Genomic DNA, 26,666 nt, shown 5'->3' with positions numbered 1-26,666 from the left:
TCCCTTGCCATTGATGCGGGCAGGTTCAGGAACAGGCCTGGCCGTGCCGATGACGATCGGGGGATCTCGTGGCGGATGAGGACGCTGTCTTCGATGTGATCGTGATCGGCGCTGGACCGGTCGGCGAGATCGCCGCCGCACGCGTCGTACGGGGCGGGCTCACGGCCGCAGTCGTGGAGAAGCGCCTGGTGGGCGGCGAGTGCAACTACTACGCGTGCGTCCCGAGCAAGGCACTGCTGTGGCCGATGGAACTGGCGTACGCGGTGAGCCGGATGCCGGGCCTGGGGCTGCGCGGCCCGATCGACACGCCCGCGGTGCTGGCCCGGCGCGACGAGGTCGTGTCCAACTACGACGACAGCGGCTATGTGGACTGGGTGGAGAAGCTGCCGGCGACGTTCGTCCGCGGGCATGGGCGCCTGGCCGGACCGCGCCGGGTGGAAGTGACGACGCCGGACGGCGACGTCCGCGGGCTGCGGGCGCGGCACGCCGTCGTCATCGCCACCGGCAGCGCCCCGGACGTCCCCGACGTGCCCGGGCTGCGCGAGGCGCGTCCGTGGACGAATCAGGAGGCGACCAGCGTCCAGCAGGTGCCCAAGCGGCTCGTCGTGATCGGCGGCGGGCCCGTCGCCTGTGAGATGTCGCAGGCCCTGCACTCGCTCGGTGCCCTGGAGACCACCGTCATCGTCCGGGACGGCCGCCTGCTCTCCAGGATCGAGCCGTTCGCCGGGGAACTGCTGGCCCTGTCGTTCGCCGACGCCGGCATCGACGTGCGCTTCGGCCGCTCCCCGGTCCGCGTCGAGCGGCTGGACCCGGGCGGCCCGGTGACCGTCCACACCGACGACGGCGCGCGGATCGAGGCCGACGAGATCCTGGTCGGCACCGGCCGCCGCCTGGCCGTCGACGACATCGGACTCGGCACGATCGGCCTGGAGCCCGAGGGCCCCATCGAGGTCGACGCGAGCATGCGGGCGACGCAGGTGCCGGACGGCTGGCTGTACGCCACCGGGGACGTCAACGGGCGCAACCTGCTCACCCACATGGGCAAGTACCAGGCCCGGATCTGCGGCGACGTGATCGTCGCCCGCGCCAATGGCCGGCCCGACGACCTGCCGTCGCTGCGCGACACCGCCGACGACCGGGGCGCGCCGCAGGTCATCTTCACCGACCCGCAGGTGTGCGCCGTCGGGCTCAGCGAGGCCCAGGCGCGCGCCGCCGGGTTCCCCGTACGCGCCGTGGAGTACGACCTGGGTCAGGTGATCGGCGCACTGCTGCAGTCGCCGGGCTACACCGGCCGGGCGAAGCTGGTCGTCGACGAGGGTCGCCGCGTGCTCCTCGGCGCCACCTTCGTCGGCCCGGCGACGGTCGATCTCCTGCACGGAGCCACCATCGCGGTGACCGGCGAGGTCACCCTCGACCGGCTCTGGCACGCGGTTCCGTCCTTCCCGACCACGAGCGAGATCTGGCTGTACCTCCTGCTCGAGTGCGGCCTGTGAGGTCTCGAATTTGCGGTAACCACCGAGCTCCCCCAACACTCGGCCAAATCACGGCAATAGGGCCAAGGGCGGGCGAATAACTGGGAATGGCTCTGCCATGGAGGCCGGTCCGCGGAGGTGGTCATGGCGACTTACGAGTACGCGTGTCCGGGCTGCGGCTCCTTCGACGTACGGCTGGCGCTGGGCACCGCGCCCGCGACACGGGAGTGTCCCGTGTGCGGGCGCGAGTGCCGTCGCGTGTACTCCGCGCCGGCGCTGACGCGCACGTCCCCGACCGTACGGGCGAGCCGGGAACGTGAGGAACAGAGCCGGGAGACGCCGGAGGTCGTGTCGGAGGTGCCGCCGTCCCGACGGGCCGCCCGGCGGCCGCACCCGGCGCTCGCGCGCCTGCCGCGGCCGTGACCACGGCCCGTGATGCGAGATCGCGGGCGGGAACGACGTGACGACGCCCCGGGGCCGGCGGCCGAGGGGTGAGGTTGATGGCGAACGTAGGGCTTCTCTATGTGGGAGCGGTGCTGTTCCTCAACGGGATGATGCTGCTCGGAAAGGTCGCGCCCAAGGCCGCGGCGATGCTCAACCTGTTCGTCGGCGCGATGCAGGTGGTCTTCCCGACCGTGCTGATCGCGACGGCTGGAAAGGACACCCGCACGATCCTGGCGGCATCCGGGCTGTACCTGTTCGGGTTCACCTACCTGTACGTCGGGATCGGGCTGCTGACCGGGATCGACACCAGCGGCGTCGGATACTTCTCGCTGTTCGTGGCCGTGATGGCGGTCGGCTACGCCATCGTCAACTTCCGCATCCTGCGGGACCCGCCGTTCGGCGTCATCTGGCTGTACTGGGCGTTCCTGTGGTTCCTGTTCTTCGTCCTGCTCGGGCTGAAGGTCGAGGGGATCACCACGTACACGGGCTGGGTGACGGCGATCGAAGGCTGGGTCACCGGCGCCATACCGGCGATCCTGCTGCTGTGCGGCTACTGGGGCACGCACACGCCGGTCGCGGTCCTGCTGGCGGTGTTCGCCGTGGTGGTCTTCGGCGGCCTGTGGTTCATGGTCGGCCCGGGACGCCATGTGCGCCACCGGCCCGGCGGCGTCGCGGCGCCGGGACGGCCCTGAGGACCGCCTCCTGATTTGAGATCGTGAATTCGGCAGGGGAGTGAGTGACCATGCCAGACGTCGTATTCCACGTTGACCAGTCACGGTCAATGCGTGATCAGAAGATACCCGGCCACAACAGGTGGCATCCGGCCGTCCCGCCCGCCGACTCCGTACGGCCGGGCGACGAGTTCCGGATGGAATGCCGGGAGTGGACCGACTGCCAGATAGGCAACAACAACTCCGCCAACGACGTGCGGGACGTCAACCTGAAGCTGGCCCACATGCTGAGCGGCCCGATCCGGATCGAAGGGGCCGAGCCCGGCGATCTGCTGATCGTCGACATCCTCGACCTCGGGCCCGTTCCGCAGCACGTCGGCGACGCGGCCGGCGAGGGCTGGGGCTACACCGGCGTGTTCGCCAAGGTCAACGGCGGGTCGTTCCTGACCGACTACTACCCGGACGCCGTCAAGGCGATCTGGGACTTCCACGGCCAGCAGGCCACCTCGCGGCACCTGCCCGGCGTACGGTACACCGGCATCACCCACCCGGGGCTGTTCGGTACCGCGCCGTCGCAGGAACTGCTGGAGCGGTGGAACCGCCGGGAGCAGGCCCTGATCGACACCAATCCCGACCGGGTGCCGCCCCTGGCACTGCCGCCGGAGCCGGACGGCGCGCTCGCGGGCCACGCCCACGGCAGTGACGCCGACAGGGTCGCCCGGGAGGGCGCCCGCACCGTGCCGGCCCGCGAGCACGGCGGCAACCAGGACATCAAGAACTTCAGCCGCGGATCCCGCGTGTTCGTCCCCGTCTTCGTCGACGGCGCGAACCTCTCCGTGGGCGACCTGCACTTCAGCCAGGGCGACGGAGAGATCACCTTCTGCGGTGCCATCGAGATGGGAGGCTTCATCGACTTCCACGTCGACCTGATCAAGGGCGGCATGGAGAAGTACGGCATCATGACCAACCCGGTCTTCATGCCGGGCAACGTCGAGCCCAGGTACTCGGAGTTCATGAGCTTCGTCGGCATCTCCGTCGATCCCGACGACGACACGAACCTCTACATGGACGCGACGCAGGCGTACAAGTGCGCCTGCCTCAACGCCATCGAGTACCTCAAGAGGTGGGGCTACAGCGGCGAGCAGGGGTACCTGATCCTCGGGTCCGCGCCGGTCGAAGGGCGGATCAGCGGGATCGTGGACATCCCGAACGCGTGCTGCACGCTGTACCTGCCCACGGCGATCTTCGACTTCGACATCCGTCCCACCAAGGACGGTCCGCGAAGCGCCAACCGTGGGGCGTGCGCCGTCACATCCTGACCGGCCGTGGACGGTGCGCCGTCCTGAACGCGATCGTGGCGCCGGAGCCGGGGGTCTCCGGCGCCACGCCATTCCCGGCGGGGGAGTGGGCGTCAGCGGGGAGCGCCGAGCGCGGCGGGGGACAGGTAGCGCCGCTCGACGTCGTCCAGGGCGCTTCGGACCCCGCCGAGCGCGACGGCGGTGTCGCCGAGGGAGGACAGCGCGAGCCGGGGCCGTACGAGGGTGCGGCGGCCGAGATGCCGCTCGACGACCGCCAGCAGCCGCTCGCCGGCGCGGGACACGCCTCCGCCGATCACGATGAGCTCCGGGTCGAGGAGCAGGCACGCGGCGGCGAGACCCCGGGCGAAACGGGCGGCGATCTGGTCGATGATCGACTCGGCGAGGGCGCTGCCGGCCGACGCGGCGTCGAACAGCGCGGCCGCGTCGTCGTGCGGCCTGGCCCGCAGCATGACCTCCGTCAGCCGGGTGTCGCCCTGACCCTCCGCCTCCGCGAGCGCGAGTTCGATGATGGCGGAGGCGCCGACCTGGTGTTCGAACGGTCCCATCGTGTCGCGGGTGACGCCGTCGGATCCGGGGTGCTCGGCGAGGTCGAGGAAGCCGATCTCACCGGCCGCCGCGTTCGCCCCCTGGAGCAGCCGGCCGTCGATCATGATGCCCGCGCCTACACGGGCGCCCCACTGCACGAACACGAGGTCCTCCGTCGCGGTCGCGGTCCCGCGCCAGCGCTCGGCGAGGACGGCGAGGTTGACGTCGTTGTGGACCGCGATCGGGCCGGCGAGCAGCGAGCGGAGCTCGGCGGCGACGGGAAGGGAGGCCCAGCCGGGGATGCTCGGTGCCAGCGTCACCGCGCCGGTCGTCGGGTCGACGAGCCCGGGGCTGCCGATCGCCGCGGACAGCACCCGGTCGGCCGGGACGCCGGCCTCCGCCAGGACGTCGGTGGTGATGCCAAGGAGGGCCCGCAGGACGTCCTCGCCGCCGTGGAGCCGGTGGGTGTCGTGGCGTTGCTCGGCGATCACCTTGCCGTCCAGGTCGGCGACCATGGCGAGGATCTTGTGCGGCCCGACGTCGGCGCCGAGGACGTGGCCCGCGCCCGACCGGAACCGGATGACGGCCGCGGGTCGGCCGATCCTGGCCTCGCGGCCGGCTCCGGGTTCCTCGCCCTGATCGGCGTCCTCCGCCCAGCCTTCGGCGCGCAGCGTCTCGATGGCCCGGGTCACGGCGGGCCGGGACAGGCCCGTGGCCGTGACCAGGTCCGCCACGCGCTGGGGTCCTCCCGCGCGCAGCGCGTCGAGCACCGTGGCGACGTTGATCCGCCGCAGCACATGCGGTCCCGTCCCGGCCGACGCCGACTCCATCGTCACAAGATCACCCCTTGACCGGACCCGTGGCGGGCGCTTTAGTTACGAACGATACGTTACTAAGTTCCGCCGAGCCGCCCGTGTCCGGAGAACACCGGACCTTCCACCCACCCCCCCGCCGTTCCGCGTCTTCCGCCCCAGAAGGCAGGTTCGCCATGCGATCGTTCCTCCGCCGCGCCCAAGGGCACATCCAGTGGATCTCCGTCCGGCTGCGCGGCGTCCAGAGCGCGCCTCGCCGCGTTGTCGTCGGTCGGCAGCCAAAACCAGGCTGCCTCCCTCCTCCGCCTTGCGAGGCGCACTCTGGACGCCGCTCGCTACGAACAAGATCCACCGGACGCGCCCTGGCGCTCGCCGTGCCCCCGGCGCTGGCGCTGGGCCTCATCACCCCCGGATGGGCCGCGGCCCCCGGGCCCGCCCGCTCCCGGCCGGGATCGCCCGCGCTCGTCCAGGCGACGACCGGCGCCTCCGGCTACGGAAATCCCTACAACGACTACCGGCGCTCCCCGTACGGGGTGATGCAGACCTCGCAGGAGCAGCAGTCCCTGCCGCCGGTCAAGGACGACCCGAACGAACCGTTCGACTGGTACCGCTATCCCCGCGCCGCGATCGGGGTGTACGGCGGACCGGAGCGGTCGATCATCACCCCCGAGGGCTACCTGCAGACCGAGTACGGAGCGCTCACCTTCGCCACCGGAGACTCCCGGACTCCTGTGAACCAGCGGGTCAAGACCTGGGTGGACGGCTACCTGCCGATCATGTCGGAGCAGTTCGACTCCGGCGGCGTCCAGCACGCGATCCGGTTCTTCGCCGCCAAGGTCCCGGACGTCGCCAAGGTCCCCTTCACCCAGCCGTACGGCCTGCCGGCCAAGAAGGTGACGGCCGACGTCGACAACATGGTGAACTTCGTCAAGGTCAGCCTCACCAACCCGGGCTCGTCGCCGGTCACGCACCGGTTCTCGGCCACCCTGGACGTCACCAAGGGCATCGGCGCCCTGAACGGCAACACCGGCCCGAGCAAGCCGACGGATCCGGGGTGGGACGACGACCACCGCGTCTACGGGGGCGACGGCAAACTCCTCCTGGTCTCCGGGCAGGCGCCGAGCGGCGTCGACGGGGCCACCCAGGACTATGACGTCACCCTGGCACCCCACCAGACCCGGACGCTCACGTTCGCGATGCCGTACTTCGTGGGACAGGGCTCCGACACGGCGCCGATCAAGGGCGCGGGCTACGACGGGTACGAGCAGCAGACCGCTCAGTTCTGGCACCGGACCCTCGACCAGGCCGGGACGGTCCTGCAGGTCCCAGGAAGCGGCGTCGAGACCAAGGTGCTCGACGCCTACAAGGCCAACCTGGCGTTCTCCCTGATCCTGATGAACGTCATCGACGGCCGGTACTACTGGAACGCCAACCCGACCATCTACGCCCACTACTGGCTGCGCGACACCGCCTTCGACATCGACGGCATCCTCAACGCGGGCTTCACCGACGTCGCCAAGCAGGTCACGCTCGAGATGCTCGACTGGCAGTCCGACTCCGGGCAGTTCATCTCCCAATCGGGGCAGTACGACGGCAACGGGGAGGTCCTGTGGGCCTTCGCCAACTACTACGAACGCACCCATGACACCGAGTTCGCCCGCCAGGTCTGGCCGGCCGTCCAGCGGGCGATGGACTGGGAGTGGCAGGTCCGCCGGCAGTACTGGCAGTCCGACGACGGCCTGTTCCCCGCCTCCACGATGAAGGACGACGAGGGCGTCCGCGGGCACGTGCTCACCTACGACCTGTGGAACATCGCCGGCGAGGAGGGGGCCGCGAAGATCGCCGAGGCGGTCGGCGACGGCGCGACCGCCGCGACGTGGAAACAGCGCCGCGCCGAGTACATCGGCATCCTGCGGTCCAAGCTCGCGCCGCAGGTGAAGAAGCTGGGCGTCATCCCGCCGACGACCGAGGGCATGGCGGCGCCGGGCGTCCGCGACGGCTGGTACGGCGGCGTGTACGGGATCGACTGGGGCAACCTCGAGGCCGTCTGGCCCGCGAACGCCTTCAGCCCGGACGACCCGTGGATCACCAAGAGTCTCGCCGCCTGGCGAGGTAAGACGTTCGAGGGCATCTTCGGCTACCCGTCCGGCGGCGTGGAGAGCACCCTGCACTCCTACACGCCGATGTCCCTGTCGATCACCGACATCCTCCGCGGCGACCAGGACGCGGCGCTGTCGTCGCTGTACTCCCTGCTGACGCACACGTCGGCCGCGCACATGGCCTCGGAGGGCATGGCCTCGGCCCAGCGCTGGGGATGGTCGTCCACGGACCAGACGCAGCCGCACGCCGAGTTCGCCGGCAAGTATCTGACGTTCCTGCGTGACATGCTCGCGTACGAGGCGTCGGACGGGTCCCTGCACCTGGCCAACGTCTGGTCGCCGCAGTGGAGCAGGCCCGGCCAGACCGTGGGCTTCACCGGGGACACCGACTTCGGGCCGATGTCCTACACCGCCGCCGTCGACGGGAAGGGCGCCACGATGCGCCTCACGCCGCCGACCCGCGGCACCCCGGACAACGTCGTGATCTCGGCGCCGGGCGGGACCGTTCTCACCTCGGTGACCGTGGACGGCCACCGCGCCGGCCGGATCTCCGGGCACCAGGTCACCCTGACCTCGCCCCGGAAGGCGAGCGTGATCCGGCTCAACTGGACGAGGACACGGTCCGTGCCGCAGCTCGGCGTCGCCCGCGCGGCCGCGGACTACGAGGCGAACTACCAGCGGATGACGTCGCCGATCGACGCCACGGTCACCGCCGTCAAGGCCGATCACCACGCCATCGAGGCGGGCGCGCCGCTGACGGTCACCGGGACGGTGGTCAACGACGGGGGAGCCGGCTACCTCGCCGACCCCCGCGTCGTGCTCTACGTGAACGGCCAGGCGACCCAGACCGACACGACGACGTTCGCCCGGGGGATCGGGTTCACCACCCCCGCGCGGGTCGTCTCCTTCGGCCACCACGGCGAGGGCACCGTGCCCGTGGTGTTCTCCCCGCAGTTGTGCGCTCCGGGGCACTACACGATCGGCATCGGGCTCGGATCGGCGGCGCCCACCCGCACCGTCGAGATCGACGTCCGCGCACCGTCGAAGGCCACGCCGCCGACGGCGACCCTCGAGCTGTCGCCCGGCTCGCCGTACGTCGACGGCGGCGGGAAGGCCACCGTCACCGGCAAGGTCACCAACACCGGCTGTCTCGCGGTGACGGGAACGAAGGCGACCCTCGCCGCGCCGGACGGCTGGACTGCGACGCCGCAGGACCCGGCCGACCTCGGCACCATCGAACCGGGCGCCTCGGCGACCGCGTCCTGGACGCTCACCCCGCCCGCGACGCTCCCGGATCCCGACACGAGCGTGAGCGTCGGCGCCTCGGCGACCTTCGCGGACGGCACGGGCGGCACCGGGAAGGCGAGCGGTTCGACGACCTTCACCGCCTTCGCCGCGCCGTCGGCCGACTATCGCTCCGTCGCGGGCACCGCCACCCACGTCGGGCAGCTCGGCGACCGGTACGCCGTCTTCGCCGACGGCAAGGACCAGTGGGGACGCACCGACCAGTTCGGCGCCCTCTACCGCAAGGGCGCGGGCAAGGAGGCCATGACGGTGACGACCAAGGTCACACGGCAGGACCCGACGGGTGTCTGGGCCAAGGCCGGCATCGTCGTCCGCAACGACCTGTCGGCCAAGAGTCCCGGCTACGTGATCCTGGCGGCCACACCCGCCAACGGCGTCGTCATGCAGTGGGACGCCAACGGCGACGGCTACCTGGACACCACGCTGAACACCGGTTTCTCCGGCTACCCCGTGCAGCTCAAGCTCGTACGGTCCGGAGCGACGTTCACCGGGTCCTTCAGCCTCGACGGCAAGACCTGGCAGCAGGTCGCCACCGCCCAGGTGCCGAGCGCGGCGGCCACTCAGGACGTCGGCCTCTCGGCGGCGGCCGTCACGGGTGACGCCTCAGGCAAGATCTCCGGCACGGAGTTCACCGGCTTCGGCATCGAGTAACGGAGAGTCGACACGGGCGCCCGCGCCTCCCGAGACCCGGGAGGCGCGGGCGCCCCCGTCTTGCCAGGGGAGTGCCCGGTCCACGATGCCGGGGCGGAGTAACGCGCCCGCGCTCGTACCGCCATCGCCCAGCGGGTATGGCTCTGAGCAGGGACCCGGGGAAGGAGGCTGTGACATGACGCTGTTCCTGGCCCTCATCATCGTGGCGATCGGGCTCGGCATCGCCGGAGTCGCGGTGAAAGGCCTGTTCTTCCTACTGATCATCGGCATCCTGGTCTTCCTGGTCGACCTGGTGCTCGGCGGATTCCGGATCGGCCACCGTCGCGGTGCCCGCTCTGCCCGCTGACCCGCCACGTCGCCGGCCTACACCAGCGTGTCCGTCTCGATCGCGGCCGCACGGAGCGCGGCGGCGAGGCGGACCGCGGGCTCCGGTAGGGGCTGCGGGAGCCGTGCGAGCAGGATGCGCCGTTGTTCTTGCGGCCCGCCTCGTACCGGCAGGACGCGGACCCCGGCGGGAACGGCGCGGGCGAGCGCGGCGGGCACGGTGGTGATGCCGCAGCCGGCGGCGACGAGGTGAAGCTTGGCCAGCCAGTCGCGAGCGGTGTGGGCGACGTCGGGCCGCTCGTCCAGGCCGGGCCAGACTCCCAGCACACGGTCCTCGCCCGGGCCCGCGATCCAGCGCTGGCCGTGCAGATCGGCGACGTCGGCGAAGTCGCCGCGCGCGAGCGGGTGGGTGGCGGGTACCGCCAGGAGCAGGCTTCGTTCGGTGAGCGTCTGTAGTTCCAGGGCCGGTGTCTCGGTGTCGGGCGGGCGGAACGGCGGTGCCGACGCCAGCAGGGCGAGGTCGAGGGTGCCGGCTCGCAGCGCGCGGACCAGCGCCGGTGTGCTGCCCTCGCGGGTGATCACGGTGATGGCCGGGTGCGTGCGGCACAATGCGGCCAGCGCGCGAGGCAACAGCCCGGCCCCGGCGCTGGCGAACCAGCCGAGCCGGACCGTGCCGTGCTCGTCGGGCAGGCCGGCGAGCTCGCGCGCGGTGGCGTCGACCTGGTCGATCACGGTGGCGGCGCGACGTACCACGATGTGCCCGGCGGAGGTCAGCCGCACCCCGTCGTGGCGTCGTTCCAGGAGCGGCGTGCCCGCCGCGCGTTCCAGTGAGGCGATCTGGCGGGAGACGGCGGACTGGGTGTAACCGAGCGCGGCAGCCGCGGCGGTGAGCGTGCCCCGCTCGGCCACCTCGCGGAAGACACGCAGTGCGGTCAGGGAGGCGTCGGTGAAGGCCATGACATTTAGGCATACCACGGTTGAGAAAGTCTCGCTGGTGGCATGGCCGCCGCCTTCCTAACGTGGTCGGTATGAACCTGATTCAAACCCCGTTCGGTTTCGCCAATACCGCGGCCGAGGTCGCCGCCGGCATCGACCTGACCGGCCGGCGTGCGGTGGTGACCGGCGCCTCGTCCGGCATCGGTGTGGAGACGGCGCGCGCCCTGGCCGCCACCGGCGCCGAGGTCACCCTGGCAGTGCGCGATGTCGCCGCGGGCGAGCGCGTCGCCAAGGACATCACCGCGACCACCGGCAGCACGGCGCTGCACGTCGCGCCGCTGGAACTGACCGACCCCGCGTCGGTCGCCGCGTTCACCGCCGCCTGGGAAGGGCCGCTGCACATCCTGGTCGACAACGCGGGCGTGATGGCCTGCCCCGAGCGGTACACGCCGCAAGGCTGGGAGTGGCAGTTCGCCACCAACCACCTCGGCCACTTCGCGCTGGCCGCCGGGCTGCACGCCGCGCTGGCCGCCGACGGAGCGGCCCGCATCGTCGTGGTCAGCTCCACCGGCCACCAAATCTCGCCGGTGGTCTTCGACGATGTGAACTTCGCCTTCCGGCCCTACGATCCGTGGCTGGCCTACGGCCAGTCGAAGACGGCGAACATACTGTTCGCCGTCGAAGCGACCCGGCGCTGGGCCGGCGACGGGATCACCGCGAACGCGCTCATGCCCGGCGCGATCTACACCAACCTGCAGCGCCACACCGGCGGTCGCGGCAGCGGCAGGGTCCCGCCGGAACTGATCAAGTCGGTGGAGCAGGGAGCGGCGACCTCGGTCCTGCTCGCCACCTCACCCCTGCTGGAAGGTGTCGGCGGACGCTACTTCGTCGACTGCAACGAAACCGAGACCGTCGACCGGCGCAGCGGCACCCTGCACGGCGTGGCCCGTTACGCCCTCGACCCGGCCAACGCCGAGCGCCTGTGGACCCTCTCGGAGGCCCTGCTCGCCGACACCGAAGGAGTGGCATGAGCACCACGCCGAAGGTGGCTCTGGTCACCGGGGCCACCCAGGGCCTGGGCCTGGCTCTGGTCGAAGGACTCGCCCAGCGCATGGCCTCCCACGACACCGTCTATCTCACCGGCCGCGACCTCGACCGCGTCACCCAGACCGTCGAAGCCATGCCCAGTGGCGGAGCCCGCGTCCGCGGCGAGATCCTCGACGTCGCCGCCCCCGAGGCTGCCGACCGGCTGGCCGCCCGATTGAAGGAACTGCACGGCGGCGTCGACATCGTGTTCAACAACGCCGTCATGCGGGTGGGTCCCGACGACGACCCACGCGAGATCGTCGAGGAGTACGCCGAGGTCAACAACTTCGGCACCACCCGGGTACTGCGCGCTTTCGCGCCACTGCTGCGGGACGACGCGCGCCTGATCGTCGTGGCCAGCGCGCTGGGCACACTGCACTTCCTCGCGCCCGTGCTGCACGACCGCTTCGACGGCCTGGCCTCCCTGGACGAGGTGGACGAGCAGGTCACGGTCTGGCGCGACGCCGTCAAGGACGGCAGCGCCCGCGGCGGACCCTGGCCCGGCTTCGTCAACATCCCGTCCAAGATCGGCCAGGTCGCCGCCGTGCGCACGCTCGCGCGGCAACGACACGAGCAGGACACCCCGCGCGGCATCCTGCTCGCCGCCGTCTGCCCGGGAATGATGAACACCCCCACCTCCGCCATGTGGTGGGACGTCGGCAACGCTCCCACCCCGGCCGAGGCCGCCGTCGCTCTCCTGGATCTCGCGCTCGAGCCGGTCAGACCGGGCCACTACGGCGAACTCCTCCGCGACGGAGAAGTCCTGCCGTGGGCTCCCCGAGCGTACGGCGGGAAAAAGGCGCGCCGGCCCTGACCAACGGCTGACCAAAACCGCGCGGGCGTCCTCTTCTCCGCAGCACCGGCCAGAGGGGGTTCCAGCGCCGCGACCAGCACCGACACGTACGCTCAGGCCGAGACGCGGACACTCGCGACCGGGGCGGTGGGCTCTTGGCCGGGTGCGGCCGCGGCCTCCTTGGGGCAGTATCGGGCGGGGAGTGAGGTGCGGGTGGGCGGCTTCGGGTGGCGCGATCCGGCTTGGTCGCTGATCGGCCGGGAGAAGGAGATCGAGTTCGTCGGCTCCTTCGTCGAGCGGGCGGCTGTGGAGGGCGGCGCGTTGCTGCTGTCCGGGGAGGCCGGTGTCGGCAAGACCGCGCTGCTGGAGGTCGCCGTGGCGCGCGCGAAGGCGGCCGGGGTCGGGGTCTTGGTCGGGATGGGGGCGGAGTTCGAGGCCGAGGTGAGCTTCGCCGGGCTGCACCAGCTCCTGGATCCGGTCCTGGACGAGCTGCCCGGGTTGAGCCCGGTCCATGCGCGGGCGTTGGGTGTGGCCCTGGGCTTGCGAGTGGGGGAGGCGCCGGCTCAGCTCACGGTGGCCGGTGCGACGCTGGCGCTGCTACGCCATCTCGCCCTCGCCCGCCCCTTGCTGGTAGTGATCGACGACCTGCCGTGGCTCGATCGGGCCAGCGCCACCGTGCTCGGCTTCGTGGCGCGCCGGCTGGCAGGCCACCGGGTCGGGCTGCTCGCCGCGGCGCGGTCGGGGCCGGAGGGATTCACCGGCTGGGGTGACCTACCGGAACTGGAAGTGCCCCCACTGGACGACGCCGGGGCGGCGGCCCTGCTGGCGGCTCGGTTCCCGGCGCTGACGCCGCGGGTACGCCAACGGCTGTTGGCTGAGGCGCAGGGCAATCCCCTGGCTCTGCTGGAGTTGCCGGTGGCGCTGGCCGGGCCGCAGCACGGCGCGCTGCCGGCCGTGCTGCCGCTCGGCCGTCGTCTGCGCGCGGTGTTCGCCGCGCGGATCGGTGGCCTGCCCGAGGAGACTCGGCGCCTTCTCCTGCTGGCCGTGCTGGACGGTACCGGGGACCTGGGCGTGCAGGGTGATACCTCCGGCATCGCTGCGGCGGAACGGGCGGGGCTGATACGTGTCGTCTCCGGCCGGTTGATGTTCCGCCATCCGCTGACCCGGGCCGCCGTGGTGGAGCTGTCGACGATCGAGCAACGCCGCCAGGCACACCGGGAACTGGCCGAACGACTCGCCGATCAGCCGGCACGCCACGCCTGGCACCTGGCAGAGGCCGCCGAGGGGCCCGACGAGCGCGTCGCCGCACTGCTGCAGGACGTGGCGCACGCGAACCTGTTCCGCGGCGACGGTGTCGGCGCCATCGCCGAGCTGATCCGTGCCGCCGAGCTCAGCCCCGGCGGCACCGGTCGCGCCGATCGTCTGGCCGAGGCCGCCTATCTCGGGTCGATCGTGACCGGCGACCTGCAGGACGCGCCCCGCCTCCTGGAGGCCGCCAGACGCGCCGCGGCCGAGCGGCGGCCGCCGCTGTCCGTGGCGGTCGCCGGTGCCTACCAGTTGCTCAACGGCGACGGCGACGCCGATACCGCGCACGCCCTGCTGGTCGCCGCGATCGAAGGCCTGGACGACCCGGGCGACGCCGGCAACAAGACCCTTATCGAAGCTCTGTACACCCTTCTGATGGTGTGCTTCTTCGGCGGCCGCACCGAGCTGTGGACGCCCTTCCACGCCGCGGTCGATCGGCTCAGGCCAAGCACGCCCGAGCTCCTGGACGTGCTGCGGGGCACCTTCTCCGATCCCGTGCGGCTGGCGGCGCCGACGCTGGGCAGGCTCGACGCCGCCATCGCCGGCCTGGAGGAGGAGATCAATCCGGCCAGGGCCGTACGCATCGGGATCGCCGCCTCCTACCTGGACCGGCTGGCCGGCTGTCGCGGAGCTCTGCGCCGGGTCGTACGCGACGGACGCGACGGCGGGGCGGTCACCTCGGCGATCGAGGCGCTGTACCTGCTCGGTAACGATGCCCTCTTCACCGGACAGTGGGAGTACATGGAGGAGGTCACCGACGAGGGACTGGCCCTGTGCGACGCCCACGGCTATCGGCTGCTGACGTGGCCGGGGATCTTCTTGCGCGCGGTGCTTGCCGCCGTACGCGGCCAGGAGGACGTCGCCCGGGGCCTCACCGACCAGATGACCGCATGGGCCGGGCCGCGGCGCCTGCGCGCGGTTCACAGGTACGCGGCGCACACCCGTACGCTCATGGCGCTGGGCCGCGGCGACTTCGAGGACGCCTACCGGCACGCCGTCCAGGTCACCCCGGTCGGCGAGCTCGCCTCGCACGTACCGCAGGCGCTCTGGCTGGTCATGGAGCTCACCGAGGCCGCCATGCGCAGCGGCCGCACCACGCGGGCCGCCGCCCACGTCGCCGCCGCCCGTCATGCGGATCTGCCCGGCCTCTCGCCCCGGCTCGCCCTCGTCACCGCGGGAGCCGCCGCGATGGCCGATCCCGACCTGCACGAGCACGTCCTTTTCGAGGAGGCCATGGCGGTCCCCGACGCCGACCGCTGGCCGTTCGACCTGGCCCGGATCCGGCTCGCGTTCGGTGAACGCCTCAGGCGTGTCAAGGCCACCACCGAAGCCCGCGCTCACCTGTCCGGCGCGCTGGAGGCGTTCCAGCGACTGGGCGCCCGCCCCTGGGCGGCACGCGCCGCCGCCGAGCTGCGGGCCACCGGCCTGTCCGTCGGGCAGACCGAGATCAGCGGCCCGGCCTCCCTCACGCCCCAGCAGTGGGAGATCGCGCGACTTGCGGCCACCGGCCTGACCAACAAACAGATCGGCGAACGGCTGTTCCTGTCGCCCCGCACCGTGGCGACCCACCTGTACCAGCTGTTCCCCAAGCTCGGCGTCACCTCCCGCGCCGCCCTCCGCGACGCGCTGGCCGACCACCCATCCAAGTCAGATGACTGAATCGAGGTTGTTCGCAGCGGCCTAACGTCGCCTGTACGTCACCCCCTCTTCTGTGAAGGAGATCTCCCATGAGTGCAGGCGTGCGCAACGTCGTCCTGGTCCACGGCGGATTCGTGGACGGGTCAGGCTGGCAGGGCGTCTACAACCTGCTGCGGCAGGACGGCTTCAACGTCGCCGTCGTGCAGAACCCGACCCTGTCCCTGGAGGACGATGTCGCCGTGACCCGGCGGGTCATCGACGCCCAGGACGGCCCGGTCGTGTTGGTCGGCCACTCCTACGGCGGCGTGGTCATCACCGAGGCCGGCTCCCACGACAAGGTGGCGTCGCTGGTCTACATCGCGGCGTTCGCGCCGGACAAGGGCGAGTCGGTGAACACCCTGATCGCCGACCCGCCGCCCGGCGCCCCGGTCCCGCCGATCCTGCCGCCCGCCGACGGCTTCCTCTACCTGGACCGCGAGAAGTTCCCCGCCTCCTTCGCCGGCGACCTGCCCGCCGAGCAGGCCGCGTTCATGGCCGACTCCCAGGTCCCCTGGGGCGTGGACGCGCTGGCCGGAACGGTGAGCGAGCCGGCCTGGCGGCACAAGCCCAGCTGGTACCTGATCGCCGCCGACGACAAGATGATCCCCCCGCCGGCGCAACGTGCGATGTCGGAGCGCGCCGGCTCGGTAACGGCGGAGAGCCCCGGCAGCCACTCGGTCTACCTGTCCCAGCCCGCCGCGGTCGCCGCCCTCATCAAGCAGGCCGCCGAGTGATCGCGAACTGACCTCCGGCCGCCCGGCGTCCTCGCCCGCCGGGCGGCCCAGGCTTCCTGCTGGACGGCAAGGACCACAACCGACCTACGGCCGGCCTGGGCATTCCCGGCCGTTCCCGCGTAGTCCGGTGCGGCGGCTTCTGCCCAGGTCAGTGCGATTTTCCTATGAAATGATCTCGTGAGGTACCCGGCCCAGGGGATCCTCCGAGCCGCGATGAGTCCTGCGGCGTCCGGCGGTCGTACTGTCGAACCCGTTACCGAGGAGGACTTCTGATGCGCAGTGTGACCTATTCGATGGGCGTCTCACTTGACGGCTACATCGTCGGGCCGGACGGCGGCTTCGACTGGACGGCGCCCGATGAGGAGGTCTTTCGCTCCTGGATCGACGAGATACGAGAGGTCGGCGTCCACCTGTTGGGACGGCGGCTGTACGAGACGATGCTGTACTGGGAGACCGCCGACCAGGATCCATCGCTCGACGACTCAATGCTCGAATGGACCGCGATCTGGAAGCCGCTCCCAAAGGTGGTGTTCTCCACCACGCTGTCGGCGGTGCAGGGCAATGCCCGCCTGGCCTCCGGCGGCCTGGCGGAGGAGATCGAGCGGTTGCGAGCCGAGCCGGGGGAGGGCGACATCGCGATCGGCGGCGCGACTCTCGCCGCCGAGGCGGCCGCGTTGGGTCTGATCGACGAGTACCGGGCCAGGGTCTACCCGGTGCTGGTCGGCGGTGGCGTTCCGTTCTTTCCCCAGCGCGAGCGCCGGGTGGATCTCGAGCTCGTGGAGACCCGCACCTTCAGCTCGAGAGTCGTCTACCTCCGCTACCGCGTGACGCGCTAGCCGGCTCGTCGTTGAGCAGCCGCCGGGCCCATACGGCGACGGCCGGGGCGTCCGGCCGCGCCGCCGGATCCTTGACGGTCAGCGCCCGCACCAGATCCCGGGCCGTCCCCGTAGTCGTACACGCCGGCGAGTCGCGGATGGGACCGGGCGGCCAGGTGACGACCTTCCAACCGCAGCCTCTCCCGGTACTCCTCGTTGTCGGCGTGCTCCGGCCGCAGCAGCTTGACGGCCACGCAACGATCGAGCACGGCCCCCTCGGCCCGCCAGACCTCGCCCACGCCACCGACCGCCAGCCGCTCCCGCAACCGGTAACCTTCCCCGACCAAAGCCCCCGCCGAAGCGGGGGCTGCACGGCCGCACACGCCGGAGGCCGTAAATCAGGGAGGGTCAGGCTTGCTCGATCTCGTCGCGGCTACCGACTGCCACCTCAACGCAGTCCGTGTTTGATCCGCCGCTATAGGTGGACTTGCGGAAGTCGATCATCTGATCTCCTCCATGACTCGCTTGATCAGGTCCCGGGATGCCGACCGGACAGGGCGTCTGCTCCGATCTCGTCGAACCGTAAAACGAACCGTGCTACGCCTGTCCCATCGCGTCGGCATGGACGGTGCGGTGCCTGGTTCGTCCGCGTTCGCGGGTCAATAGCGGCGGCAAAGGCGGAAGGGCGGCCTCGGCCCTCGCCGGGCGGTGCTTGGCCGGTCGCCGTCAGGTGAGCGTTCCACGGGATGGCGACGACGCTCCCGCACTCGAGTTGCAGCCACTCGGTCTCGGCGGCGCGTACGGCCGGCAGTTCAGCCAGGCCAGGACCCTCAAGACGCCGACTGAGCTGGACAGACGCCACCGCACTGGACTGCGCCGGAACGGCCGGGAACGCCCGGGCCGGCCGTCTCGCGTCAGGGCCGGTTGCGCGAAAATGATCACGGCATGTGCGGAACTGGGCGATCATGAAGGGGTGAGCGAAGGCAGCGCCATCGATGTGACCACTCCGAGCACCGCGCGGATCTATGACTTCCTGCTGGACGGCAAGGACAACTTCGCGGCGGACCGGGAGGCGGCGGCGCGGCTGCTGGAGGCGTCGCCCAGCGCCAAGGCCATGGCGCAGGGGAACCGTCGCTTCATGGTCCGGGCGGTCCGCGTGCTGGCGGAGGCGGGGGTCCGGCAGTTCATCGACCTCGGCACCGGCATCCCCACCTCGCCCAACGTGCACGAGGTGGCGCGGCGGATCCACCCGGACGCCCGCGTGGTGTACGTCGACCACGACCCGATCGTGATGGCGCACAACCGGGCGCTGCGGGCCCGGCCTGAGGGCGTCGCCGCGATCGAGGGCGACGTCCGGCGGCCGCAGCAGATCCTGGACCACCCCGAGGTGCGGGAGCTCATCGACTTCGACCGGCCGGTCGGCGTGCTGTGCCTGGCGGTCCTGCACTTCGTCTCCGACGAGGAGGACCCGGACGGCGTCCTCGCGGCGCTGCGCGCCCGGATGGCGCCCGGCAGTCACCTGGTCATGAGCACCACCTCCTCGGAGGGGTTCTCCGATGAGGAGGTCGAAGCGATCACTGGGAGCTACACCGGTGTGACGTCCGGGCTCACGTTGCGCTCCCGGGCGCGGATCGAGCGCTTCTTCGACGGACTGGAACTCCTGAAGCCCGGCGTGGTCGACATCTTCAAGTGGCGGGCTGACGAGCCGCTCGTCGAAGGCGGGAAGCTGCTCGCCGGCGTCGCCCGCAAGAACGCCTGACCACCACGGTCACCTGGTTCCCAGGAGGCGGGACAGCGCGCCGAGCACGGCGGGCCAGGCGTCCGTGAGCGGGTCGATCACCGCGAAGTGACCGACGCCGGGCAGCTCGTCGAGGGTGCAGTCGTCTCCCGCCGCCCGGGCCGCGCTCGCGTACGCCCGTGACTGCTCGACCGGGACAGCCTCGTCCGCCGACCCGTGGACCAGCACGGACGGGATCGAGGAGGGCAGCAGCGCCGACGGGTCGGCGAGCGCGGTGCGTTCGGGGAGCCCGGCCGCCGGGCCGCCCAGCAGTTCGTCGGCGGCGCCGTTGCTCAGGCCCAGCTCCGACGCCACGGCGAGGGCGGCCACGGGAGCCAGCGCGACGACGCCGCGTACGGCAGGAGGCTTGGCCAGGTGCCAGGGGGCCGACGCGGGCAGGCGTGCGCGGGAGGCGGCCCACAGAGCGAGGTGCCCTCCTGCGGAATGGCCGAGCAGCACGACGTCGCCGATCCCGCCCGGGACGGCCTCGGCCGCGAGTGCCGGCACGGTGTCGACGGCGCGGGCGACGTCGTCGAAGGTGCCCGGCCAGCCGCCGCCGTCCTGACCGACGCGGCGGTACTCGATCGCGGCGGTGGCGAAGCCGCGGGAGGCCAGGTCGTCGGCCATCGGGCCGGTGTGCGCCCGGTCGAACCGGGAACGCCAGAAACCACCGTGCACGATGATCACCAGCGGGGCGCGCGCAGCGCCATCCCGAGGGAACCGCAGGTCGGCGACCTGGTCCGGCAGGCGCCCGTAGGCCACCGTCGCGTCCGGATCGGGCGCCGAACGGGTCAGGACGTCGGAGGACGGACGCACGGGATGCCCTTTCTAGAAGCCCGGGAACACCCGGCGCAGGTCGTCGAGCGTGATCGCGTCCGAGGTGAGTGCGACCGAGTCCGGCGTGTGCGCGGGGGCGTGCCGGCCGGTGACGAGGCGCAGCCACCACTCTCCGGGAGCGGTGAGGACCCCGTCGGGCCGGTCGGGGGACTCCACGAGCGCGACCGCGGGACGGGTCTCCTGGTCCGACCCTCGCTCCGCGAGCGCCACCGGGTCGCGCACGTCGAGGCCGAACTCTCGCTCCGGGGCGGTCGTCCGGATCGCGAGGGTCACCTGGCGGCCCCCGAGCGCGTCGGCCTTGCCGAGGAAGCCGACAAGCATGCCGGCGTGGTCGATCAGCAGGTCGGTGCCCTCCGGCGACAGGGTCGCCCCGGGGTCGAACGCGACCTCGATATCCCACGTGTGATGGGTGAACTCGCTGAGGCGCAGGCCCGTCGCGGTGGCGACGTCCACCGGGACCGGCATGAACCCCATGTCGATGCGCAGCTCTTTCCTGGTCGCGGCGTCGAGCTCCTCGTAGCGGGTGACGAGCACGTCGTTCGAGCGCACGAACGCCTCGGCCCGTTCGGTGGGCGACATGGCGTCCCACCGCGCCCAGACGGTCTGGGCGAACTCCCCGCCGGGATGGCCCTCGCCGCTCAGCGCGCCGTCGAGCACGGCGAGGAAGATCTCGGCGCCGCTGCCCAGGTGGCTCAGCACCTGGGAGACGTCCCACTCGGACGCTCCCGACGGGCGGGTGAGGTCGGCCTCGCCGAACCCGCGTACGCGGGCGGCGAGCAGGTCGTGGCCGGTGCGCAGCGCCTCGATGTTCCGGTCGGCCCGCTCTGTCATCCTCGGTCTCCCAACGGCATTGTGATCGTACGGGGGCATCGCGGAAGCCATCATGTCACCAAGGCCTTCCCGCCTCAGGAACGGAGTCCCGGAGATCTCCGGCGGGGGGAGGGAGACCACGTAACATCGGCACATGAACGCGCGCCGGGACGTCGAGCACGTTCGTCCCGCGTCGCTGCCGGCCGGCCGCGACGGCGACGTGCGGAGGGCGAACGCCATGGCCTGGGGCGGCGGGTCGCCGGAGGCCGGTCCGCCGGAGACGGGGGCCGCCCGGCTCACGGTCCGCGACATCCTGGGGCTGGACTTCGTCGCGACGTGGGGGCCGGAGGTCGTGGCGGGCGCGGCGCACCTCGACCGGCCGGTCCGCTGGCTGCACGTCGCCGAGGCCGCCGACGTCGCCGTGATGCTCACCGGCGGGGAGATGGTGCTGACCACCGGCCTGCTGCTGGCCGACGACGAGCGGGTCCAGACGGAGTACATCGAGTCGATGCGCCGCGCCGACGTCGCTGCGGTCGTGCTCGGCCTCGGCAGGGCGTTCCGGACCACGCCGGAGGCCATGCGCCGGGCGGCCGAGCGCTGCGGGGTGCCGCTGATCGTCCTGCACCGGCCGGCGCCGTTCGTCCGGCTGACGGAGGAGGTCCACTCGCGCCTGCTCCACGGCCGGTTCGCCACGCTGGACCTGTCCGACCGGATCCGGTCCTCTCTCACCGCCCTGAATCTCTCCGGCGCGACGTTGCAGCAGCTGCTCGACGAGATCGCCTGCTACGGCGGTTGTCCCGTCGTGCTGGTCAACCTCGCGCAGCGGGTCCTCGCCTCGGCCGGCGACAAGGCGTCGCTCAGCGAACTGCTCCGCGACTGGGACCGTGTGTCCCGGCAGGTCGCCGAGCTCGCCGGGAGCGGACCGGTCACCGTCGAACCCGACGGGTGGATCGTGGTCTCCCTGGAGGCCCGTGGCCGGCGGTGGGGGCGTCTGGTGTTCTTCGGCTACGCCGGCTCCGACGAGTTCGGCCTCGTGCTGGGCATGCGGGCGGCCGAGGCTCTGGCCATGCACCGCCTGCTCGGCGACCGCGACCACGGCTGGGAGGCGCAGGCAGCGGAGGCGCTGCTGCTGGACCTGGCCTCCGGCTCGGCCCGGCCCGAGCAGTTGGTCACCCGCGTACGGGCCGCCGGCCTGCCGGTGAACCGCCGGACGTTCGTTCCTCTGGTGGTCCGGCTCCTCGCCGACGGGCCCGGCGAGACGGAGCACGACGGTGTCCCGGAACTGATCGAGCGGGCCGTGTCGGAGGTCCCCGAGGTGGCCGGGCTCGTCGCGCGGATCGGCCAGGAGAGCACGGCCGCCCTGCTGAGCATCTCGTACGGTGAGGACTCCGACGCCGCCGTGTGCCGTGTCGCGGTGCGCATCCGGGAGGCCCTGAACTCCCGCGGCCGCAGAGCCGTGCTGGGCGCCGGCTTCGCCTGCTCGGTGCTGGACGAGGTGCGCCGGTCCTTCGTCGAGGCGGTCCACGTCGCCGACGCGGCCGTGGCCGCGCCGCCGGAGGGTCCCGTGGCGCGGCTCGGCGACGTACGCCTGCGCGGGCTGGTGCGCCTGCTACGGGACGATCCGGAGCTCCAGGCCTTCATCGAACGCGAACTCGGCCCACTGCTGCGCGAGCCGTCGCTGCTCGGCGTCCTGCGCACCTACATGGAGACCGGACGCAACAAGTCCCTCGCCGCTCAGGCGCTCCACGTCAGCCGCCCCACGCTCTACCGCCGTCTGCAGCGCATCGAGGCGCTGCTCGGCATCGACCTGGAGGACTGGGAGCGCCTCACCTCCCTGTACGTCGCCCTCCTCGCCCACGAGGGCCAGCGCGCGACGGGCGCCTGATCCCGAGTCAGCGCCCGGCTTCGGCCATCGGGAGTATCCGGGGCGCGATGGCGGCGGCCGCCGTGCCGGCGGCCGAGGACGCGGCGACGGTTCCCCAGCCGATCGGGCCGAGCGGCGTGCAGCCGAAGAAGTGGCTGACGCCGGGCGTCTCAACGATGCCGACCAGCACCGCGGCGGAGGCGACACACGTGACCAGGACGAACGGATTGCCTCGTCCGATGATCAGGGTCTGGCCCAGTTGGGTGCTCACCAGTGCCGCCAGGCCCATGGTGTCGGCCCGGCGCGATCGGCCGGTGAGACGGCCCGCGTACCACGCGAGGCTCGCACCGAGAGCGGTGGCGCCTCCGCGGGTGGCGAGGGTGCGTGCCAGGTCGGCTCCGGACAAGGTGACCGGACCGGCGGCGAGGATGCCGTCGCCATGTCCGCCAGGCGAACGATCGTCGGTTCCGAGCGCGACGGCGAGGGCCGGCAGCATGTCGGTGAGCATGTTCACCAACAGCAGTTGCCGGGTGTTGAGGGGGGCTCTGCCGCCGATCGCGGTGCCGAGGAGTGTGAAGGCGACCTCCCCGGCGTTACCGCCCACCAGGATCGACACCGCGTCGCGTACCCGGCTCCACAGTGCGCGTCCCTCGGCGAGCGCTTCGATGAGGCGGAGCGGGTCGGAGTCGGTGAGCACCAGGTCGGCGGCGCCGCGCGCGGCCGTGGACGACCTGGCGGCCATACCGATTCCGACGTCGGCGAGCCGGATCGCCGCCGCGTCGTTCGCGCCGTCCCCGGTCATCGCCACGACGTGCCCGGCCTGCTGCAATGCCTGCACGATACGGACCTTGTGTTCGGGTGAGACCCGGGCGAACACGCTCGTGCGGCGCACCCGGTCGAGTCGCTGCTGTTCTGAGAGCCGGTCGAGTTCGGCTCCGGTGAGGACCGCATCGCCGTCGGGAATGCCCAGCTGCCGGGCGACGGCCGTGGCGGTGGCCGGGTGATCACCGGTGATCAACGTGATCCGGACACCTGCCTGCGTGAGCCGCTCGATCGTCGCCGACGCGGTGGGCCGCGGCAGATCGGCGATCGCGACGAATCCGAGCAGGCTCAGCTCCTGGGCGAGCGCGTCGATGTCGCACGGCGGGGGTTCACCGTGGGGATGGCTCTCGGCGACGGCGATGACCCGCAGCCCGTCGGCGGCGAGGCTCTCGATCCGGGCGGTGGCGGCCAGCAACCGGTCCGGCGTCATTGGCCGGCCGTGATGGTCTCGGGTGCAGCGGCCGAGGATCACCTCCGGTGCCCCCTTGACGGCCAGGGCAGGGCCGGGAGAGTCCGTGCCGAACGACGCGGCGTATCCCCGGTTCGTCTCGAACGGGATCTCCCACGACAGCTGCCAGTCCTCATCCGGGCCGAGCCGCTCACCGGCCCGCTCCACGATGGCCCGGTCGGTGGCGTGGATGATCACGTCCTCGGCCTTGGGGCAGGCGCGGGCGGCGGTGCGCAGCAGATGACGCCCGTGGTCGTCGTCCTCGCGCAGTTCCCGGTCGATGTCGGCGAGGCGGGCGAGGGTGAGTCTGCCTTCGGTGAGGGTGCCGGTCTTGTCGAAACAGAAGGTGTCGACGCGGCCGAGCGCCTCGAGGGTCCGCGGCGACCGCACCAGGATCCCGTGCTTGGACAGCCGCCGTGCCGCCGCCAGCTGGGACACCGTCGCGACCAGCGGCAGCCCTTCGGGAACGGCGGCGACGGCGATCGCGACACCGGAGGCGATCGCCTGCCGGACCGGCACGTGATGGGCCAGCGACAGCGCGGTCACCGCGGCGCCCGCGATTCCGGCCGTGGGCATGGTGATGCGGGTCAGTTCTCCCAAACGTGCCTGCACACCGATCGGCTGCGTCCCATCGCCGACGGCCGACGCGGCTCTGCCCGCCTCGGTGGCCGAACCGGCCGCGACGACCACTCCGCGTGCCCTTCCGGTGATGATCGTCGTGCCCTCGTACAGCATGCAGGACCGATCCGCCAGATCGGCACCGGGGGTGGCAGCAGGGTCCTTGGGCACGGGCAGTGACTCGCCGGTGATGGTGGCCTCGTCGACCTCCAGGAACTCACACTCCAGCAGCCGCACATCCGCCGGGACGACATCGGAGCCGTGCAGACTGATGACGTCTCCAGGTCTGAGCCGATCGGCGGGCACGGACCGGACGGACCCGTCTTCGGTGATGAGCCGCGCGGGCAACCGCTCACCGAGCAGCAGGGATCGCAGGGCACGTTCGGCGCGGACCCGTTGCAGCCCGCCGATCACCGCGTTCCCCGCCATCACCCCGCCGACCAGCGCGGCGTCGACGCCCGATCCGACGATCGCCGAGGCCGCCGCCCCCAGCGCCAGCACCGGCGTCAACGGGTCCCGTAGTTCCCCGCTCACCGCGTGAGCGAGCTGTGCCGTCAGCCCGACGGACCGCGTCCTCTCGCGGTCGCGTTCCCCATCCGCGGTGGCGGTTTCGCTGAGCCGGTGAAGTACCTGCTCGGCGGCCATCTCGTGCCAACGGCCTCGTGGTGCCGGTTCGGGTACGGGGGACCGGGCCAGCCGCCGGGCGCTGATCGCGCCGCTGAGAACGGCGACGCCCGCGGCGCTGTGGGCGGGGGCGAGCCCGGCCCGGGTACGCCGCCGGCCCGATGCCGCGAGCAACGCTCCCAAGGCGCCACCGCCGACCGCCAACCTGGCGGATCGTTCGCTGACCTGCCGTGCCACCTGAACGCTCCGCAGAACCCGCCAGGCCTGCTCCAGACCCGAACCGCAGATGAGATCGGCGGACCAGCACACCCACGGCCCGCGCAGCACGGCGACCCCGACATCCGCGGCGGCCAGGGCCGCGCCGTCGCGGTCACTGATCACCAGCACGCAATGCCCCTCCGCCTGCAGCCGGCGGACCCGGTCGGCGACTTCCGCCCCGGCCGGTACCGTCTCATCCGCGCAGGAGGCGAATTCGGCGACGGCCGGATGCTCGGTCAAGAGCACCCGAAGTCCACCGGATCGCGCCGCCCCGATCAGCGCGTCGGCCAGCGGATCCGGTTCACCGTCGCCGGCGAGCACCACCGAGTCGATGACCACCGTCGAGACACGGTCCAGGTGGCGGAGCGCGGAGGTGTTCATCGGCAGTATCCCCGCCCGGCTCAGCTCGTGGCAGAGCATCGCGGCGAACCCCTCACGGCCGGTCCGGGCCGCCTTCGGCACCGTCCCGAGCAGCAGGTCCGCGGCCTTACCGGCATCCCGGGTCCAGGCGAGCACGCCGCCTGCGGCGGCCAGCGCGGCGAGCGAGGATCGCTCGCTGGTCTTCTCGATCGGGCCGGGCGGCAGCGGCACCGGGCGGGCCGGGCGCGATGCGGCGATCGGCACGGACTGATACGCGCGCAGTTCCAGTGCCCGTCGTTCCCAGACCAGCCGTCGTGATCGTGCCTCCATCAGGCCCAGCGCACGTGCGGCCACGTCCACCGCCAGCGGGAACGGATCGGCGGTGGCGACGTAGGCAGCGGAATCGACAAGCTGGAACAGTAGGTCCGAGTGCGTCCTACCGAGCCGGCCCTCCAGCGCGGCGCGCAACCGCGGCTGGGATTCGGCCAACACGATCGGCAGCCGTATCGCCTGGGACGGCAGCGTACGCAGGCTCACCCGGCCCGCGGTGGCCAGCACCATTCCGGCCAGGCCGGAGGCGAGCGCCACGGTCGCCGCGTACTCCGGCGACCGGTCACCGGGAATCTCCGGTTTTGAGCGTGAAAAAGGCTGCGCCTGTGCCTCGTGTTCCTCTTCAACCGCCTCGATGGTGCCGAGGATCGCCTCAAGATCCACGTGGTCCTCGTCGAATGAGACGAGAACCTGCTGAGTGACGGCGTTGATCTCGGCCCAATGCACGCCCTTCAGCCGGCCGAGAGCCTCGGTGACCTCATCGCCCAGCACGTCCCCAGCGGCGAGCGCCAGCCCGCGGACCTCCAGATGAGCCTCACCGTCACGGCACCACATCCGCCGCCGAAGCCGGTACAGCCCCACGTCGCGCAGTTCTCCGGCCATCGCGACGAAGATCTCGCCGGCGCGTAGCCTCATCTCACCGGCCGCCGCGGGCACCCGCCACGCCCCGCCCGCAGCCGGCAGCACCGCCGACACGACCCGGCCGCCCCACTCGGACACGGCACGGCGACCCGTCCCCGCCCCGCGGCCGGTCCAGCGGGCGGCACGCCCGGCCACGCACCCGGTGGCCGCCACACCGCCACCGGCCAGTCGCAGCGACCATCCCGCGGCCGCCATCGCCGAACCCCCGAGAGAACCGATCACACCCACCCACCCGCCCATGTCATCGACCAGGCGATACTTCCCCGGCGCAGGTGGGATATCCCCCCGCGACGAGTAAGGAGATCGTT

At 71.9% G+C, this 26,666-nt stretch carries 20 protein-coding genes; 13 read left to right on the top strand and 7 right to left on the bottom strand.

Features of this window, described 5'->3' with window-relative positions; genetic code table 11:
- Positions 1-101 precede the first annotated feature (101 nt).
- From ABEA24_RS09660 to fmdA, 4 genes are all read left to right on the top strand, one after another.
- On the top strand, positions 102-1,493 hold the full coding sequence (locus tag ABEA24_RS09660; protein WP_345430348.1) for a dihydrolipoyl dehydrogenase family protein: 1,392 nt from the start codon (positions 102-104) through the stop codon (positions 1,491-1,493).
- A gap of 123 nt (positions 1,494-1,616) precedes the next feature.
- Positions 1,617-1,895, top strand: coding sequence for an FmdB family zinc ribbon protein (locus ABEA24_RS09655; RefSeq protein ID WP_345430346.1), 279 nt, complete (start codon positions 1,617-1,619; stop codon positions 1,893-1,895).
- A 77-nt stretch (positions 1,896-1,972) separates the two neighbouring features.
- On the top strand, positions 1,973-2,608 hold the full coding sequence (locus ABEA24_RS09650) for an AmiS/UreI family transporter (RefSeq protein WP_345430345.1): 636 nt from the start codon (positions 1,973-1,975) through the stop codon (positions 2,606-2,608).
- A gap of 50 nt (positions 2,609-2,658) precedes the next feature.
- Positions 2,659-3,906 carry a formamidase gene (gene fmdA / locus ABEA24_RS09645; RefSeq protein ID WP_345430344.1) on the top strand — a complete coding sequence of 416 codons (1,248 nt, stop codon included), beginning with the start codon at positions 2,659-2,661 and terminating at the stop codon, positions 3,904-3,906.
- Between the two features lie 92 nt (positions 3,907-3,998).
- On the opposite strand, the gene ABEA24_RS09640 is transcribed toward fmdA, so the two are convergent.
- The gene (locus ABEA24_RS09640; RefSeq protein WP_345430635.1) at positions 3,999-5,261 is read right to left on the bottom strand and encodes an ROK family transcriptional regulator; all 1,263 of its coding nucleotides are present in this window, start codon (positions 5,259-5,261) and stop codon (positions 3,999-4,001) included.
- A gap of 356 nt (positions 5,262-5,617) precedes the next feature.
- Between ABEA24_RS09640 and ABEA24_RS09635 the strand changes: the two genes are divergently transcribed.
- Positions 5,618-9,298 carry an NEW3 domain-containing protein gene (locus ABEA24_RS09635; protein ID WP_345430343.1) on the top strand — a complete coding sequence of 1,227 codons (3,681 nt, stop codon included), beginning with the start codon at positions 5,618-5,620 and terminating at the stop codon, positions 9,296-9,298.
- Between the two features lie 175 nt (positions 9,299-9,473).
- Positions 9,474-9,644, top strand: coding sequence for a hypothetical protein (locus tag ABEA24_RS09630; protein ID WP_345430342.1), 171 nt, complete (start codon positions 9,474-9,476; stop codon positions 9,642-9,644).
- A 17-nt stretch (positions 9,645-9,661) separates the two neighbouring features.
- Here the strand turns inward: ABEA24_RS09630 and ABEA24_RS09625 are convergent, their stop codons facing one another.
- A complete protein-coding gene (locus tag ABEA24_RS09625; protein WP_345430341.1) occupies positions 9,662-10,579 on the bottom strand; it encodes a LysR family transcriptional regulator in 918 nt (305 codons plus the stop codon).
- 71 nt (positions 10,580-10,650) lie between these two features.
- Here ABEA24_RS09625 and ABEA24_RS09620 point away from each other — a divergent pair, with 71 nt between their 5' ends.
- The 5 genes from ABEA24_RS09620 (at position 10,651) to ABEA24_RS09600 (ending at position 16,989) form a co-directional block, all read left to right on the top strand.
- Entirely contained in the window at positions 10,651-11,589 is a 939-nt protein-coding gene (locus ABEA24_RS09620) for an SDR family NAD(P)-dependent oxidoreductase (RefSeq protein WP_345430340.1), read from the top strand.
- Positions 11,586-12,458 carry an SDR family NAD(P)-dependent oxidoreductase gene (locus tag ABEA24_RS09615; RefSeq protein ID WP_345430339.1) on the top strand — a complete coding sequence of 291 codons (873 nt, stop codon included), beginning with the start codon at positions 11,586-11,588 and terminating at the stop codon, positions 12,456-12,458. The genes ABEA24_RS09620 and ABEA24_RS09615 overlap by 4 nt, the downstream gene beginning before the upstream one ends.
- Positions 12,459-12,650: 192 nt before the next feature.
- Entirely contained in the window at positions 12,651-15,401 is a 2,751-nt protein-coding gene (locus tag ABEA24_RS09610) for a helix-turn-helix transcriptional regulator (protein WP_345430338.1), read from the top strand.
- A gap of 68 nt (positions 15,402-15,469) precedes the next feature.
- Positions 15,470-16,153: an alpha/beta hydrolase gene (locus tag ABEA24_RS09605; RefSeq protein WP_345430337.1), complete on the top strand. Its 684-nt coding sequence runs from the start codon at positions 15,470-15,472 to the stop codon at positions 16,151-16,153.
- A 272-nt stretch (positions 16,154-16,425) separates the two neighbouring features.
- Entirely contained in the window at positions 16,426-16,989 is a 564-nt protein-coding gene (locus ABEA24_RS09600) for a dihydrofolate reductase family protein (RefSeq protein WP_345430336.1), read from the top strand.
- Here the strand turns inward: ABEA24_RS09600 and ABEA24_RS09595 are convergent.
- Complete coding sequence (locus ABEA24_RS09595) at positions 16,986-17,294, bottom strand: protein kinase family protein (RefSeq protein ID WP_345430335.1); 309 nt, start codon at positions 17,292-17,294, stop codon at positions 16,986-16,988. The genes ABEA24_RS09600 and ABEA24_RS09595 overlap by 4 nt on opposite strands.
- An 82-nt stretch (positions 17,295-17,376) precedes the next feature.
- Entirely contained in the window at positions 17,377-17,472 is a 96-nt protein-coding gene (locus ABEA24_RS09590) for a DUF397 domain-containing protein (protein ID WP_345430333.1), read from the bottom strand.
- Between the two features lie 469 nt (positions 17,473-17,941).
- On the opposite strand from ABEA24_RS09590, the gene ABEA24_RS09585 reads away from it, so the two are divergent.
- The gene (locus ABEA24_RS09585; RefSeq protein WP_345430332.1) at positions 17,942-18,727 is read left to right on the top strand and encodes an SAM-dependent methyltransferase; all 786 of its coding nucleotides are present in this window, start codon (positions 17,942-17,944) and stop codon (positions 18,725-18,727) included.
- Between the two features lie 9 nt (positions 18,728-18,736).
- Here the strand turns inward: ABEA24_RS09585 and ABEA24_RS09580 are convergent, their stop codons facing one another.
- Positions 18,737-19,561, bottom strand: a complete 825-nt coding sequence (locus ABEA24_RS09580; RefSeq protein ID WP_345430331.1) for an alpha/beta hydrolase — start codon at positions 19,559-19,561, stop codon at positions 18,737-18,739.
- A gap of 12 nt (positions 19,562-19,573) precedes the next feature.
- Complete coding sequence (locus tag ABEA24_RS09575) at positions 19,574-20,413, bottom strand: maleylpyruvate isomerase family mycothiol-dependent enzyme (protein ID WP_345430330.1); 840 nt, start codon at positions 20,411-20,413, stop codon at positions 19,574-19,576.
- A 133-nt stretch (positions 20,414-20,546) separates the two neighbouring features.
- On the opposite strand from ABEA24_RS09575, the gene ABEA24_RS09570 reads away from it, so the two are divergent.
- Positions 20,547-22,277 carry a PucR family transcriptional regulator gene (locus ABEA24_RS09570; protein WP_345430329.1) on the top strand — a complete coding sequence of 577 codons (1,731 nt, stop codon included), beginning with the start codon at positions 20,547-20,549 and terminating at the stop codon, positions 22,275-22,277.
- A gap of 7 nt (positions 22,278-22,284) precedes the next feature.
- On the opposite strand, the gene ABEA24_RS09565 is transcribed toward ABEA24_RS09570, so the two are convergent.
- Complete coding sequence (locus tag ABEA24_RS09565) at positions 22,285-26,580, bottom strand: cation-translocating P-type ATPase (RefSeq protein WP_345430328.1); 4,296 nt, start codon at positions 26,578-26,580, stop codon at positions 22,285-22,287.
- Between the last annotated feature and the right edge of the window lie 86 nt (positions 26,581-26,666).

Source organism: Actinoallomurus vinaceus (genome assembly GCF_039542055.1).
Classification (GTDB): Bacteria; Actinomycetota; Actinomycetes; order Streptosporangiales; family Streptosporangiaceae; genus Actinoallomurus; species Actinoallomurus vinaceus.
Note: the sequence above shows the minus strand (reverse complement) of the source record. Positions and strands in the feature narration are given on the sequence as shown.

Bases quoted from the DNA above. Each gene is read 5' to 3' on its own strand.
- ABEA24_RS09605 (WP_345430337.1), top strand. From the start codon at position 15,470: ATGAGTGCAGGCGTGCGCAACGTCGTCCTGGTCCACGGCGGATTCGTG.
- ABEA24_RS09590 (WP_345430333.1), bottom strand. From the start codon at position 17,472: ATGATCGACTTCCGCAAGTCCACCTATAGCGGCGGATCAAACACGGAC.
- ABEA24_RS09600 (WP_345430336.1), top strand. From the start codon at position 16,426: ATGCGCAGTGTGACCTATTCGATGGGCGTCTCACTTGACGGCTACATC.
- ABEA24_RS09620 (WP_345430340.1), top strand. From the start codon at position 10,651: ATGAACCTGATTCAAACCCCGTTCGGTTTCGCCAATACCGCGGCCGAG.
- ABEA24_RS09650 (WP_345430345.1), top strand. From the start codon at position 1,973: ATGGCGAACGTAGGGCTTCTCTATGTGGGAGCGGTGCTGTTCCTCAAC.
- fmdA (WP_345430344.1), top strand. From the start codon at position 2,659: ATGCCAGACGTCGTATTCCACGTTGACCAGTCACGGTCAATGCGTGAT.
- ABEA24_RS09640 (WP_345430635.1), bottom strand. From the start codon at position 5,261: ATGGAGTCGGCGTCGGCCGGGACGGGACCGCATGTGCTGCGGCGGATC.
- ABEA24_RS09625 (WP_345430341.1), bottom strand. From the start codon at position 10,579: ATGGCCTTCACCGACGCCTCCCTGACCGCACTGCGTGTCTTCCGCGAG.
- ABEA24_RS09630 (WP_345430342.1), top strand. From the start codon at position 9,474: ATGACGCTGTTCCTGGCCCTCATCATCGTGGCGATCGGGCTCGGCATC.
- ABEA24_RS09575 (WP_345430330.1), bottom strand. From the start codon at position 20,413: ATGACAGAGCGGGCCGACCGGAACATCGAGGCGCTGCGCACCGGCCAC.
- ABEA24_RS09655 (WP_345430346.1), top strand. From the start codon at position 1,617: ATGGCGACTTACGAGTACGCGTGTCCGGGCTGCGGCTCCTTCGACGTA.
- ABEA24_RS09615 (WP_345430339.1), top strand. From the start codon at position 11,586: ATGAGCACCACGCCGAAGGTGGCTCTGGTCACCGGGGCCACCCAGGGC.
- ABEA24_RS09570 (WP_345430329.1), top strand. From the start codon at position 20,547: ATGAACGCGCGCCGGGACGTCGAGCACGTTCGTCCCGCGTCGCTGCCG.